This window comes from Flavobacterium sp. LB2P53, from assembly GCF_003970305.1.
GTDB lineage: Bacteria > Bacteroidota > Bacteroidia > Flavobacteriales > Flavobacteriaceae > Flavobacterium.
The window spans coordinates 374887-389178 of record NZ_RYDG01000002.1 but is presented as its reverse complement, the minus strand read 5'-3'; the positions used below and the strand labels follow the sequence as shown (position 1 = coordinate 389178).

The following is a 14292-nucleotide window of genomic DNA, read 5'->3' as shown; positions in this document are numbered from 1 at the left end:
CAAATTAATGATTAGTACACAATTGTTAATTTTTAACAGCAGTAATTGTTTTATAAAACAACAACGCATTTCCATCTGTCAGTAATGAGATAAAATGACAAATATGAAGTAATCTTCCGTATAAATTTTCTTTTTCCAAATGATGCTTTTCAGGCAACATTTTCAGAATTAAAGAGTCGTAATTAGATGCATTCCCATCGAATTTATTATTGAAAGCCGTTATGAATTTATCTAACAAGGTTTGAATAATCTGGTAGCCTACAATTTCTTTCTCAATGACTTCCCGACTTTGGTAAATATTATCCACACTTATTTTGATAATATCGTCCATCTGCGCTTTGTATTTGCTCTTATCCATTATGGCATACGGGAATTTTCCGTTCAGGATCAGCACTTCATTTTCGACAAATACTTTTACGGCATCATTGATTAAACTTCCAATTGCCAAAGCGCGCAAATAACTTATTCTATCTTCTTTGGTTTCTAAGGTCTTGTATTTTGAAGTATCAATGCTGTCTTTTACCAATTTTATCAAATATTCTAAAGCAAAATCTTCGGAAACTAGTCCTAAATTGATTCCGTCTTCAAAATCAATAATGGTATAACAAATATCATCAGCCGCTTCGACTAAATACGCTAAAGGATGTCTTTCAAAACCAATATCCATCCCTGTTTTATTTGGAATCAATCCCATATCTAAAGCCACATCTTGAAAAAAAGTTTTATCCGTTTGAAAGAAACCGTATTTTTTGTCGGCAATAGCTGTGGTTGGTTTCTTCGGCAAGCTTTCTTTTGGATACTTCATAAAAGCACCCAGAGTTGCAAACGAAATTCTAAGTCCTCCTTCAATTCCGGGACGACTGGCCGTCAGCACCGAAAAACCATTCGCATTCCCTTCAAAATCAATTAAATCCTGCCATTCTTTTGCCGTAAGCTGGTCTTTGTATTGTTGTCCTTTCCCAATGGAAAAATATTCACCAATAGCTTTCTCACCGGAATGCCCAAAAGGCGGATTCCCAATATCATGTGCCAACGATGCAGCGGCAACTATAGCCCCAAAATCATTCATGTGATAGCCATGCACTTCTTGTAGATGCGGATATTTCTCGATGATTTTTTTACCCACCAATCGCCCTAATGAACGTCCCACTACAGAAACTTCTAAACTGTGCGTCAATCTGGTGTGTACAAAATCAGTTTTTGACAACGGAATAACCTGCGTTTTATCTTGTAAACTTCTAAAGGCAGCCGAGAAGATAATACGGTCATAATCCACCTCAAAACCCAAACGGGTGTCGTCTTGTTCTATCCGCAATCGTTTGCCTTTGTCTCCTTGTCGTTTTAGTGATAAAAGTTGTTCCCAGTGCATCATTATATTTTTGGTTTTTACAAGGAGCGAATATAAAGAAAAGGTTGTGTTTATAAACAAAAAAACAGTCTAAAATGACTGCTAATTTTATCTTATCTACTTTCTTATTCTTCCGTAAATAATTTTTTCTTGGTTATAAACTCGTGTTTTTTCACCACATACGTTGCGGATAAAGTATCATGCAAACCTCTTTCTGTTTTACCCAGAAATGAAAAAGGGTCCATAGGATTAAGGCGGGATACTGCTCGTATCATAAAGTTTTTGGTATTGGGTTTAGATCCATCAACTCGTACTACAATCGTTTTGGTAAAATACTTAGCAAAGGTTCTGGAGAAGTACATCTCCGTAAATGCATAGTAAAAAAACAAAATAATAAGTCCAAAGAATAAATTTTCAATCAAACTTAATGATGAAACCCAATTCGATGCCTCATGACTGTTTGTTGTATCTCCAATTATATTAATGGTAGCGACAATACTTATTGCTATAATATAAATAATCAATATATCGATAAGTAGATTCAGGAGACGCTGGCTTTTGGAAGCTAATAAATCATCTGTAACAGTAAATTTTTCATTTTCCATTTTTTATCGTTTTGATTATTATAAAAAAGTCTTCAAGGCTAATAACTATCTCAAATATAGTGAATTGTTTACAAATATTACTGTTAAATCTTGGTGTTTTAGCCCCGATTAAAGTGAAAATCCTTTTTATTCGCCTTTTTTTGGTGAATAAAAAGATTGCAACGGAAAGCGGGACACGAGCGAAGCGAACTGACGAAGTAGATAGCTCCAAAAAAAAAGCAGTTATCATAACAATAACTGCTTTTTTGTTTTAAAACCATTTCGTTGATGTCAACAAAATGGTTTCAAAATGAGTTTGCTTCGTTTCTCGCAATGGCCTACGACCCACACATTTCACACTCATCCGGACCTGCATTTTTAGACAATTCGAGCATGGCTCTGTATTCATCGGCAGTCATTTCTACTGCTTCAGCGACTGCAGGAACAACGACTGATTGCTCTTTAATTTCGATTGGCTCTGCTTTTTTATCATTGTTTAATGTAAATTTAATCGCATCTACCGCAGCTTTTGTTCTCAAATAATACATTCCCGTTTTCAATCCAGATTGCCAAGCATAGAAATGCATCGATGTCAATTTAGAATAATTGGCATTTTGCATAAACAAGTTCAACGATTGGGATTGATCCACAAAATAACCACGCTGACGTGACATATCGATAATGTCTTTCATAGACATTTCCCAAACTGTTTTGTACAATTCTTTCAGGTCTTGCGGAATATTCAGGTCTTGAACCGAACCGTTATTTCGCATTAATTCTTGTTTCAACGTTTCGTTCCACAAACCACGCTCCACTAAATCGTGCAACAAGTGTTTGTTTACCACAATAAATTCTCCCGAAAGTACTCTTCTGGTGTAAATATTAGAAGTATAGGGTTCGAATGCTTCGTTGTTACCCAAAATTTGTGACGTCGATGCTGTTGGCATTGGTGCCACTAACAACGAGTTTCTCACTCCGTGTTCCATCACTTCTTTTCTTAACGAAGCCCAGTCCCAACGACCAGATAATTCCTCATCTTTCATTCCCCACAAATTGTATTGGAATTCTCCTTGAGAAATTGGCGAGCCTTCAAAAGTGGAATAAGGCCCTTCTTCTTTGGCCATTTCCATCGATGCGGTTACCGCAGCAAAGTATAATGTTTCAAAAATTTCCTGATTCAGTTTTTTAGCTTCGTCGCTCGTAAACGGCATACGCAACATAATGAAAGCATCGGCTAATCCTTGCACTCCAAGACCAATTGGTCGGTGGCGTTTATTAGAATTTTCCCCTTCTATTACCGGATAATAATTCCTATCGATTACTTTATTTAAGTTTCTGGTTACTCGTTTTGTAACGGTATACATTAATTCATGGTCAAACTTCCCATTGGCAACAAACATCGGCAAGGAAAGAGAAGCTAGATTACAAACTGCAATTTCATCTTTGGATGTAAATTCCATAATCTCGGTACACAAATTCGAAGAACGAATGGTCCCTAAATTTTTCTGGTTTGATTTTCTATTAACTGCATCTTTATACAACATGTAAGGCGTTCCAGTTTCGATTTGCGATTCTAGAATTTTCTCCCACAATTCATGTGCTTTAATGGTTTTTCTACCTTTTCCACGTTTCTCGTAATCAATGTACATGGCTTCAAATTCTTCGCCATACACATCATACAATCCCGGACATTCATTAGGACACATCAACGTCCAATAACTGTCTTCTTGTACTCGTTTCATAAATAAATCAGACGTCCACATGGCAAAAAACAAATCTCTAGCGCGCATTTCTTCTTTTCCGGTATTCTTTTTTAAGTCCAAAAATTCGAAAATATCCGCATGCCAAGTTTCGATGTAAATCGCAAAACTTCCTTTACGTTTTCCACCACCTTGATCTACATAACGGGCTGTATCATTAAAAACACGCAACATCGGAACAATTCCGTTTGACGTTCCATTAGTTCCACGAATATAAGAACCAGTTGCTCTTACATTGTGAATCGAAAGTCCAACACCACCAGCTGATTGCGAGATTTTAGCCGTTTGTTTCAACGTGTCGTAAATTCCGTCAATACTATCATCTTGCATCGCCAAAAGGAAACAAGAAGACATCTGAGGTTTTGGAGTTCCTGCATTGAATAATGTAGGCGTTGCATGCGTAAAGAATTTTTTCGACATTAAGTCGTACGTTTCAATCACTGAATCTAAATCATCTAAGTGAATCCCGACCGAAACACGCATCAACATGTGTTGCGGACGCTCCACGATTTTACCGTTTATTTTTAGTAAATAAGAACGTTCTAAAGTTTTAAACCCAAAATAATCATAATTAAAATCTCTATTGTATATCACATGGGAATCTAAAAATTCCGCATTTTTCATAATCACCTGATGTACTTCTTCAGATAATAAAGGTGCATCTTGTCCATTTCTCGGGTTTACATAATGAAACATATCGTTCATTGTTTCCGAAAATGATTTTTTAGTATTGGAATGCAAATTCGAAATTGCAATTCGCGCCGCCAATTGTGCATAATCAGGATGCGCAATAGTCATTGAAGCCGCAGTTTCGGCTGCTAAATTATCTAATTCTGACGTAGAAACTCCATCATAAAGCCCTTCAATTACTCGCATTGCGACTTTCACGGCATCTACTAAATCATTTAAACCATAGCATAGTTTTTTAATTCTATCTGTGATTTTGTCGAACATTACCGGCTCTTTGTGGCCATCTCTTTTTACTACGTACATACTTTTGTTTGTTTTTTAAAACAGAAAATCCCTTCGCTGTTTTTCGTTATTTGTTAGTCATTGCGAGGAACGAAACAATCTCAATTATTGTTTCATTTGCTCAATTTTTTTTGGAGCCATATCCAGCTATCCATTTCAATCTTTCTAGTCCTGAAAAAAGTTCAGGACTAGAAAGGATTTCCATTACTATCTGGGCTAATCAGTATTAGAAACAAAAAGAAATCAGTAAATCATTTAAGATTTAAAAAATCAAAATATTTCTTTAACATTAAAATATTTAGAAAAATTAAGACAAAACTTAATCGATCTTAATTCCTTCATGGTTTGATAAAAATCTAAAAATCGGCGTCAAAAGATATTTTTTGAGCATCACCATCTGTGTTCATTACACCTGCTTTTTGATATTCAGCCACTTTCTTTTCAAAGAAATTTGTTTTCCCTTGAAGCGAAATCATATCCATAAAATCAAACGGGTTTGTAGTATTATATTCTCTGTCGCAACCTAATTCCACTAACAATCTGTCAGCAACAAATTCTAAATATTGCGTCATTAATACGGCATTCATTCCTATCAAACTTACCGGAAGTGACTCGGTGATAAATTCTCTTTCAATATTTAAAGCATCTACAATAATGCTTCTGATTCTTTCTTTTGGCACTTTATTCACCAAGTGGTGGTTGTGTAAATGCACGGCAAAATCACAGTGAACTCCTTCATCACGAGAAATCAATTCGTTAGAAAACGTCAATCCTGGCATTAAACCCCGTTTTTTCAACCAATAAATCGAGCAAAATGCTCCCGAAAAGAAAATTCCTTCCACTGCTGCAAAAGCAATCAAACGTTCTGCAAATGAATCCGATTCAATCCATTGCAAAGCCCAGTCCGCTTTTTTCTTAATCGCCGGAAAAACCTCTAAAGCATTGAATAATTCATCTTTCTCCACTTCATCTTTTACATAGGTATCAATCAATAACGAATAGGTTTCGCTGTGAATGTTTTCCATCATAATTTGAAAACCGTAAAAGAATTTCGCTTCCGCATATTGCACTTCGTTTACAAAATTTTCTGCCAGATTTTCATTTACAATGCCATCTGAAGCAGCAAAAAACGCCAAAATGTGCTTCACAAAATAACGCTCATCATCCGAGAGTTTGTTGTTCCAGTCATTTAAATCCTGTGACAAATCGATTTCTTCAGCCGTCCAGAAACTGGCTTCCATACTTTTATAAAATTCCCAAATGTCATGGTGTTTGATAGGAAAAATTACGAAACGATTTTTATTTTCTTGTAAAATTGGTTCAACTTGAGTCATTATAATTGTTTGTTTTTTTTGAGGTTTTAACAAATTTTTAAGCTTTTTGAGAGATACAAAGATTGTAAAATATTGCGGTTAATAAAAGCCAAACTTATTCACAATCCCCTATAGTTTTTAACAAATAGAAAAATTAAGATATTTTTCATACAAATTTTAAAACACTTAAATTCAGTATTTTAAATAATAATTAAAGGAATGAAGCACCGTAAAATATAGTTTTTTTAAATAATTAAACAAGAAAAACAGAATTCTTATTTACTTATTTTTTCATGTCTTGCGCCACCTTTTCAAGTTCAGCATACCAGTCTTCGCCAAATTTACGAATCAGGGCTTCTTTGACAAATTTGTATACCGGAACTTCAAGTTCCTGACCTAAAGAGCAGGCGGGATCACAAATATCCCATTTGTCATAATTAACAGCGGCAAACTCCGTAAAATCTTTCACCCGAACTGGATACAAATGACAAGAAACTGGTTTTTTCCAACTAATTGCTCCTTGATTATAGGCTTGTTCAATACCACACAGAGCGGTCTTACCGTCAAATATTGCGTAGGCACAATCTTTGTCGTCAATCAATGGCGTTTCAAGATCACCATCGGTACCTTTTACCCAAGTTCCTTGCGCTTCAATTGCAGCAATTCCTTGTTTGCGTAAAAAAGGCTTGATCTTTGGATAAATAGATTCGAGGATTTGAGTCTCCTCAAAACTCAATGGTGCACCAGCGTCACCATCTACGCAACAAGCGCCTTTACAAGCAGTCAAATTACAAACAAAATCTTTTTCGAGTAAGTCTTCTGAGACTATGGTTTTTCCTAGTTGAAACATTCTGCAAAGATATTCAAGAAATTTGAAAAAGCACCTCAGCAACTCATAAATTCGTAAACAAAACCGAATAAAATTAAAACGAATTTACCTAATTTTATACTCCTGATTTTTTAACTTCGTTTACTTTTGTTTTCAAACTTATACAAACAATTGCATTTTTTATTTCTTTACAGTTCATCCTCTTTCACCAACCAAAAACACAGAACCATTTGAAATGGTTTTAAAAAATATTGAGTATTAATTGCCTTAGTTGTGCCCTAAAAACGATAAAAATCAAACTGTTACTTTTTTAGGACTATGAAATACAGGTCAACTATTCCCTCCTGGGAAAAAAATCTTCTCAAAAAAAAGGCATTAAAATTAAAAAATCTACTCCTCCAATAATCAGGGAAATTATCTACTTTTACCATAAATAAAAAAAGTCTGTTATGGAATTCGATATTCGAGAAATAATCACCGTAGGAATGGTACTTTTTGCCGTAATTGACATCGTGGGATCCATCCCGATTATCATTGATTTAAGAGCAAAACACGGACATATTGAATCCGAAAAAGCATCCATTGTAGCCGCCGTCATCATGATTGTTTTTCTTTTTGCCGGAGAAGAACTCTTAAAACTAATTGGAATCGATGTCAATTCTTTTGCTGTAGCCGGATCCTTTGTGTTGTTTTTCTTGGCATTAGAGATGATTTTAGGAATTCGGATTTACCGGGACGAAGAAGCCAGCTCTGCCTCAATTGTTCCCCTTGCCTTCCCTTTGATTGCTGGAGCCGGAACAATGACCACTTTACTCTCTTTACGCTCCCAATTTTATACCATAAATATTGTAATTGCCATTTTATTAAATATCATTTTGGTCTATATCGTTTTAAAATCATCCTCAAAAATAGAAAAATTATTAGGCGAAAACGGACTTGGTGTAATCAGAAAGACTTTTGGCGTAGTACTTCTGGCGATTGCTGTTAAATTATTCGCTGCGAATGTTAAAGGTTTGTTTGTCTAAAATATAATTTCCTAAATTTACCCTTAAATTATTGTAAAATAAAAAATCTGATTTTTTTGGAGCATTTTATTCTAAATAAATAACCCCTCCAAACATCTGCATTTTTTACCAAAAACAAAAACATCTTATGAAAATTTTCACTAACATCTTGGTATTTTTAGCAATAGCGCTAATCCTATTTAATGTTACTTTACTGGATTTCAAAAATCCATTTCAAGGAGATAGCGTAGTTGCATTTATTGGAATGGCAGCCTCTTTTTGTGCTGTATTGATTCTTCTAATATTCAGAATGTCAAAGAAAATAGAAGAAAAAACAAACGAAAAATAGCCTTGGTCTTTGATGTACTTATCCTTGGCGGTGGCGTATCTGGCATGTCATGCGCTCTAGTTTTGGGTTCTGCAAACAACAAACACTTTGTGTCTAATAAAAAAATCGGGGTGTTTACCCATCAAAAAACCTCTGCCCTTAAGGAAGCGCTATTCAATAATGTCTACGGAATCCCTGCAGGCACATTAGGCGCTGATTTATTGAAAGAAAGCACAGGACATCTTTTAGAAAAATATCCGCACATTACACAAATTCCCAACGAAAAAGTACTAAAAATTGAGGGCACCGCTCCTGAGTTTGCTGTAACTACAAATAAAAAAACCTACAAGACCCGCATAATTGTTGTAGGTGTCGGATCTGCAAATACTTTTGCTATTGAAGGTTTAATGCCATCTGTAGAACCACATCAAAAATCCCTTCCCGAAAAACAACGAATCCAACTCAAAAACAGCGATCACAAAGTCAAGGAAGGCATTTACGTGATAGGCACTTTAGCCGGATGGAGAAGCCAACTGGCCATTGCTGCAGGCAGTGGAGCTGCAGTAGCAACAGATATTCTAACTTTATGGAATGGCGGAATTCAGACTCATGCTCATGATAGCATTAGATAAATAGAATTTCATTCTGGAAAATCTCTCAAAAAATAGTGTTAGGTTTACACCTTCAATTCACTGTTTTATGGGATCATTTTTTTTGGGACTGGCAAGACTCCTGATTTTTATCGGATTTGTTTCTTTTTTTTCGATTGTGTTTTTTCTTTTTTCTTTTTTTCGAAGCAACGAAATTAACGCCCAAAAAGCTCTTATCCTGCGGGACTTTATAATTCGCACCTCAAATACCCTTTTGGGCATACGCACTATTATCTATGGCGACAAGCCGAAAGTTCAAGGACTAATCGTAGCCAATCACCGTTCCTATTTTGACCCAATTGTTATCGTAAACCAAATACATGCTTTTCCTGTAGGGAAAAAAGAAGTTGCCTCATGGCCTATGATTGGCTACATCTGCAAAATATCCGGCGTTTTATTTGTAGATAGAAAGTGTCCAAAAAGCCGACAAGAAACCGCCGAAAATATCCGAGAAGTTCTTGCCAAAGGATATTCGATCATTAATTTTCCAGAGGGGACAACAGCGGTTTTGCCAACGACTCTTGATTTCAATTACGGCTCTTTTGTAATGGCTACTAAGATTAAAGCTGCCGTGATTCCTATTGCAATAGATTATAAAGAAAAAACAGACGCTTTTATTGGTGACGACACTTTCATTCCGCATTTTTTAAAATGCTTTGGAAAACGGACCACTGAAATTAAAATAACTTATTTTCCGGCTATTTATTCTGAAGATGCAGCCTATTTATTAAGTACGTCAAAGAAAATGATAGATAACGAACTCATTCGATATAGAAAAGATTGGGACAATCAAAATTAGTTTTCTTTTTAAGGGCAAACAAAATCAAGAGTGAAATTTTCTAATTAAGCATCAAGTCCTAAGCTAATAAGCATCTCAAAAATAGAATCTTCATTTAGTGCCACTTTCTTTAAAACAGCTTTAATTCCTTCCACATTTTTTTGTTCCAGAGCATTATCAAAGTCATTTATAAGGCCTCCAACATACAAACGCTCATTAACTGTCATTCCAGAAAACTTACTTTCCATACTGTGAAATATAGTGATTATTATTTTTTCAAAATTGCCTTAATCATGGCATCCTCTTTCAATATAATCTCATAATAAGACCGTTCCCCATACAATTGCCGAGCAAATTCAGCAGCCAGGTATCGTTTTACCAATGATTTGCTTTTTCCAAATTTCAAATCCAATCCGTTGCCAAAAATAAATTTCTGAAATGAATTGAAATATGCCTCTGTTTGATTCATTTTAGATTGGAACTGAGCAAAAGTGAGTCCTTTAAAGGCGCTCCGATTTTTATCCAATTGTTCGAAAACAAAATTCCCTACGATTCCCGATTGCAATAAATAAGCGGTACTTCCATTTCCATGTTCCACCTCAAGCGGTACAAAAACATCAGGAACAATACCGCCACCGCCATATACAATTTTACCTTTTTTAGTTTTGAATTGCAAGGTGTCTGAAACTTTTATACTGTCTTTTTGATATAGTTCCCCATTTTCAAAACGCGTTTCTGATTCTTTAAAATACGCTTCATTCCCTTTTGAATAGGGTTTTTGAATCGACCGGCCTGTTGGCGTATAATATCTGGCAACAGTCAAGCGAACTGCTGAACCGTCAGCAAAATCTATTTCTCGTTGCACCAATCCCTTTCCAAAAGAACGGCGGCCTACAATAGTTCCCCGGTCATTATCCTGAACGGCTCCTGCAAGAATTTCACTTGCTGAAGCGCTGTTTTCATTAATTAGAATAAAAACATTTCCTTTTTCAAAACTACCTTTTTGGGTTGCAAATGTCTTGTCTATAGTACCTTTTTTGTTTTTGGTAAAAACAATCAGTTGTTTGTTTGGCAACAATTCATCCGCGATAGCAATTGCTTCTTCCATATAACCGCCACCGTTATCTCGGACATCAATAATAAGTGACTTCGCACCTCGTTGCTTAAGTGCAGACAAATTTTGCATAAACTCCTTGTAAGTAGTTTCGGCAAAACGATTTATTTTTATGTATCCTGTCGCATTACTCAAGAGCAAAGCGGCATCAACACTTTTTAAGGGAATAACATCGCGTTTTAGTTTTAGCTTGAGTTTTTTACGTTCTGATTTTCTATATATTGTAAGCTCAATATTAGAACCTACGGCCCCTTTTAATTTAGAAAACAAACTGTCTGTGGGCAACTTACGTCCGAACAATTTGGTTTTATCAGCATATAGAATCCGATCACCTGATTTTATTCCTGCTTTTGCCGAAGGGCCGTTTTCTACAGGTTTTATGACCGCTACAGAATCTTTATACATATAAAAATTCACTCCTATTCCCACAAAATTACCCTTCATGCTTTCCATTACCTGTTGCTGCTCGCTAGCGGGAACATATACGGAATGCGGATCAAGTTGCGCAAGAATATTATCAACGGTAAGATTTACAATAGAATCCGTATCAACCGCATCAACGTATTCAGTATCAATAAAATCAATGAGTGTATTCAGCTTAGTTTTAGAATTATTTTTAGCTGTGAAATCAGCTCTACCGGGAAAATGCAACATCCCGCCCAACACAACGCCAAAAGCAAGTGTTGAGAAAAGGAGTAGTGGTAAATATTTTGTATTAAATTTCATATAAAGTTATCATTAAAAAAATAATATAACCTGACGTGCATCATCGTTTTAATTTTTTTTGCACGTTCTTTTATTCCTCCAAAACTGGAATATGCTCAACCTCTACTCCGGCTTTTATCAAAAACTGAATGCCGGAATCATCGCGATAGCCATTGTGATAGACCACTCTTTTTATTCCCGACTGGTGAATCAATTTACTGCACTCCTTACAAGGTGAAAGTGTGATATACAAGGTGGCTCCTTCACAGGACTGTGTGGATCGCGCTACCTTGAGGATCGCATTTGCCTCAGCATGTAAAACATCCCAGCGGGTTAATCCTTGCTCATCTTCACAACAGTTTTCAAAACCGGAGGGCGTTCCGTTATACCCATCTGAGATTATCATTCTGTCACGCACAATAATTGCACCAACTTGTTTTCGTTTACAATAGGACAGCAAGCTCCATTCTTTGGCAATTCTAAGGTATGCTTTGTCGTATTTATTTAATTTTTTTTCGTTCATTTTATCTTATCCAGATTTCACTTTCCACAATCATTGGTATCACTACTCCTATTATAAATGCTGACATTACTAATGTCCAGTCGCGTTTTGAAAATCTAAAAACAGTCTGAACAATGTAGGCTAAAATCAAAACCAAAAAAACCACTACAATCTGGGCGGCTTCTATACCTAGTGCAAATTCTGACAGTGGCAAGACTTTAGACATAGCATTTCCTCCAAGAATCGATTTGAAATAATTTGAAAAACCCAACCCATGAATTATCCCAAAGAAAAGCGTGATAAAAAACATCAGATTGAGGCTTTCTTTCTTGCTCGATTTTCCTGCCGTAAAAAGATTAAACAATGCGGTTATCACAATTGTAATTGGGATTAACAACTCAACAATATTTACTTTTATGGCAATTATACCAAAAACAGAAAGCAGTAAAGCCATGGTATGACCAATGGTAAAAAGGGAAACCAAAAGTACAATTCGCTTCCAGTCCTTGAAAGAAAAAGGAACCGCTAGGGCGATTAAAAATAAAACATGATCATAAGCGTGAATATCCAAAACGTGTTTTAATCCTATTTGAAAGTAAATCCAAAATTCTGACATCAGTAAAGTATTAAGTTGATAAAGGGTTGTAAACTTACGATTAATTTTGAAAATGATTCATTTGAACATTCAAATAAATACAAATCAAAAGCAGGTATGTCGAAAGAAAAAATATAAAAAAAAATAAAAATTAATACTTTAAAATAGATATATCTTTGTACGATACAAAAACCACAATTATGTCATTTTCAGATTTATTTGATAGCGAATTCAAACAAAGAAATAGAGGTCATTTTTCATCTATTGTCCGCGTAGCACTAACTGACGAGAAGATTTCTCCAGAAGAAAAAGCATTTGTAGATAAATTAGCCGTTCGATTAGAAATTTCTCCTGCAGAATATGAAGAAATTTTACAGGATCCGCTAAAATACCCTATCAATCCTCCTTATTTATATGAACAAAGGATAGAGCGACTGTATGATTTAGCCAGAATCGTTCATGTTGACCACCATTTAGGAGACAAACAAGAGCTGATGTTACGAAAAATTGGCATTGGAATAGGATTTGACCCTGAAAATATAAATCAAATTGTAGAAAATGCTCTTCTGCTTGTAGAAAAAGAAGTAGATTTGGATACGTTCATTACTGAAATACAAAATATCAATACGTAGATTATACCTATAAAAAAGCTTCCGCCAAGACGGAAGCTTTTTGTTTTTAGTACTTGCTTAGTTTTGCTTTAAGCATAAATTCTTCCGATTTTTCAACCATATTGTAGCTTCCACAGAAAAAAGGAACGCGCTGATGCAGTTCCGTTGGTTCAATTTCCATCACCCGATCAAATCCATCCGATGCTTTTCCTCCCGCCTGTTCTGCGATAAAAGCTAATGGGTTGCATTCATACAACAATCGTAATTTCCCTTTGGATGCTTTTGAACTTGTTGGATATAAATAAATCCCTCCTTTAATCATATTGCGATGAAAGTCAGAAACTAAACTTCCGATGTATCGAGAAGTATAAGGCCTGTCTCCTTCTTCCAGCTGACAATATTTGATATAATCCTTTACTCCTTGCGGAAAATGGACATAATTACCTTCATTGATGGAATAAATATGGCCATCGGTTGGGAATTTCATTTTAGGATGAGACAAGTAAAAAGTACCAATAGCAGGATTCAGCGTAAATCCGTTCACACCGTGCCCAGTTGTATAAACTAACATAGTCGAAGTCCCATAAATCACATAGCCTGCAGCAACCTGATTGATCCCCGGCTGTAAAAAATCTTCCAACGTAACTGGAGTTCCTATTGGGGTAATTCTCCTGTAAACCGAAAATATTGTCCCTACAGAAACATTAACATCAATATTAGACGAGCCGTCAAGGGGATCCATCAATACAACATATTTATTATTGTGGCTGTGGTCACTTCCTTCCACAGTAATGAAATCATCATTTTCTTCAGAAGCGATTCCGCATACGATCTCGCGATTAATTAATGTTTGAATAAAAACTTCATTGGCATATACATCTAGTTTTTGCTGATCTTCCCCCTGTATGTTTTGCTCTCCGGCAGCACCCACAATATCAACCAGTCCAGCTTTGTTTACTTTATAATTGACTACCTTGGCAGCCAATCGGATGGAGTTGATAATTCGAGATAATTCGCCGGACGAATATTGAAAAGCATTCTGGTTTTCAATGATAAATTCTCCAAGTGTTTTGTTGCGTTCTTCCATTAAGAAATCGTTGTAGTTGTTTTGAAGTCACAAATATCGTTTTTTTTGTGAAATTGATTTGAAAAATAGTTGCTTAGTTTAACCGTATTGTATATTTGCTGATTAAAACATA

At 35.6% G+C, this 14292-nt stretch carries 15 protein-coding genes; 5 read left to right on the top strand and 10 right to left on the bottom strand.

Going from position 1 to position 14292, the window contains the following annotated elements:
• Window positions 1-25 precede the first annotated feature (25 nt).
• The 5 genes from dgt to EKL95_RS04150 form a co-directional block, all read right to left on the bottom strand.
• Window positions 26-1369: a dGTP triphosphohydrolase gene (gene dgt, locus EKL95_RS04170; RefSeq protein WP_126563655.1), complete on the bottom strand. Its 1344-nt coding sequence runs from the start codon at window positions 1367-1369 to the stop codon at window positions 26-28.
• Between the two features lie 104 nt (window positions 1370-1473).
• A complete protein-coding gene (locus tag EKL95_RS04165; RefSeq protein WP_126563604.1) occupies window positions 1474-1953 on the bottom strand; it encodes an RDD family protein in 480 nt (159 codons plus the stop codon).
• Between the two features lie 317 nt (window positions 1954-2270).
• A complete protein-coding gene (locus tag EKL95_RS04160) occupies window positions 2271-4685 on the bottom strand; it encodes a ribonucleoside-diphosphate reductase subunit alpha (RefSeq protein WP_126563603.1) in 2415 nt (804 codons plus the stop codon).
• 335 nt (window positions 4686-5020) lie between these two features.
• The gene (locus EKL95_RS04155) at window positions 5021-5998 is read right to left on the bottom strand and encodes a ribonucleotide-diphosphate reductase subunit beta (RefSeq protein WP_126457579.1); all 978 of its coding nucleotides are present in this window, start codon (window positions 5996-5998) and stop codon (window positions 5021-5023) included.
• 262 nt (window positions 5999-6260) lie between these two features.
• Window positions 6261-6827 carry a DUF3109 family protein gene (locus EKL95_RS04150; RefSeq protein ID WP_126456402.1) on the bottom strand — a complete coding sequence of 189 codons (567 nt, stop codon included), beginning with the start codon at window positions 6825-6827 and terminating at the stop codon, window positions 6261-6263.
• A 428-nt stretch (window positions 6828-7255) separates the two neighbouring features.
• On the opposite strand from EKL95_RS04150, the gene EKL95_RS04145 reads away from it, so the two are divergent.
• From EKL95_RS04145 to EKL95_RS04130, 4 genes are all read left to right on the top strand, one after another.
• A complete protein-coding gene (locus EKL95_RS04145; RefSeq protein ID WP_126457580.1) occupies window positions 7256-7831 on the top strand; it encodes a MarC family protein in 576 nt (191 codons plus the stop codon).
• Between the two features lie 127 nt (window positions 7832-7958).
• The gene (locus EKL95_RS04140) at window positions 7959-8159 is read left to right on the top strand and encodes a hypothetical protein (RefSeq protein WP_126456406.1); all 201 of its coding nucleotides are present in this window, start codon (window positions 7959-7961) and stop codon (window positions 8157-8159) included.
• A gap of 44 nt (window positions 8160-8203) precedes the next feature.
• The gene (locus tag EKL95_RS04135; protein WP_126563654.1) at window positions 8204-8770 is read left to right on the top strand and encodes an NAD(P)/FAD-dependent oxidoreductase; all 567 of its coding nucleotides are present in this window, start codon (window positions 8204-8206) and stop codon (window positions 8768-8770) included.
• A gap of 67 nt (window positions 8771-8837) precedes the next feature.
• A complete protein-coding gene (locus EKL95_RS04130; protein WP_126457581.1) occupies window positions 8838-9587 on the top strand; it encodes a lysophospholipid acyltransferase family protein in 750 nt (249 codons plus the stop codon).
• Between the two features lie 44 nt (window positions 9588-9631).
• On the opposite strand, the gene EKL95_RS04125 is transcribed toward EKL95_RS04130, so the two are convergent.
• From EKL95_RS04125 to EKL95_RS04110, 4 genes are all read right to left on the bottom strand, one after another.
• Window positions 9632-9814 carry a hypothetical protein gene (locus tag EKL95_RS04125; RefSeq protein WP_126457582.1) on the bottom strand — a complete coding sequence of 61 codons (183 nt, stop codon included), beginning with the start codon at window positions 9812-9814 and terminating at the stop codon, window positions 9632-9634.
• Window positions 9815-9834: 20 nt separating this feature from the next.
• A complete protein-coding gene (locus tag EKL95_RS04120; protein WP_126561455.1) occupies window positions 9835-11406 on the bottom strand; it encodes a S41 family peptidase in 1572 nt (523 codons plus the stop codon).
• 70 nt (window positions 11407-11476) lie between these two features.
• A complete protein-coding gene (locus EKL95_RS04115) occupies window positions 11477-11908 on the bottom strand; it encodes a deoxycytidylate deaminase (protein WP_126457584.1) in 432 nt (143 codons plus the stop codon).
• 1 nt (window position 11909) lies between these two features.
• A complete protein-coding gene (locus EKL95_RS04110; RefSeq protein ID WP_126457585.1) occupies window positions 11910-12503 on the bottom strand; it encodes a HupE/UreJ family protein in 594 nt (197 codons plus the stop codon).
• A gap of 179 nt (window positions 12504-12682) precedes the next feature.
• Here EKL95_RS04110 and EKL95_RS04105 point away from each other — a divergent pair, with 179 nt between their 5' ends.
• A complete protein-coding gene (locus EKL95_RS04105; protein WP_126457586.1) occupies window positions 12683-13114 on the top strand; it encodes a TerB family tellurite resistance protein in 432 nt (143 codons plus the stop codon).
• Window positions 13115-13160: 46 nt separating this feature from the next.
• Here the strand turns inward: EKL95_RS04105 and fbp are convergent, their stop codons facing one another.
• Complete coding sequence (gene fbp, locus EKL95_RS04100; protein WP_126457587.1) at window positions 13161-14180, bottom strand: class 1 fructose-bisphosphatase; 1020 nt, start codon at window positions 14178-14180, stop codon at window positions 13161-13163.
• Window positions 14181-14292: the final 112 nt, after the last annotated feature.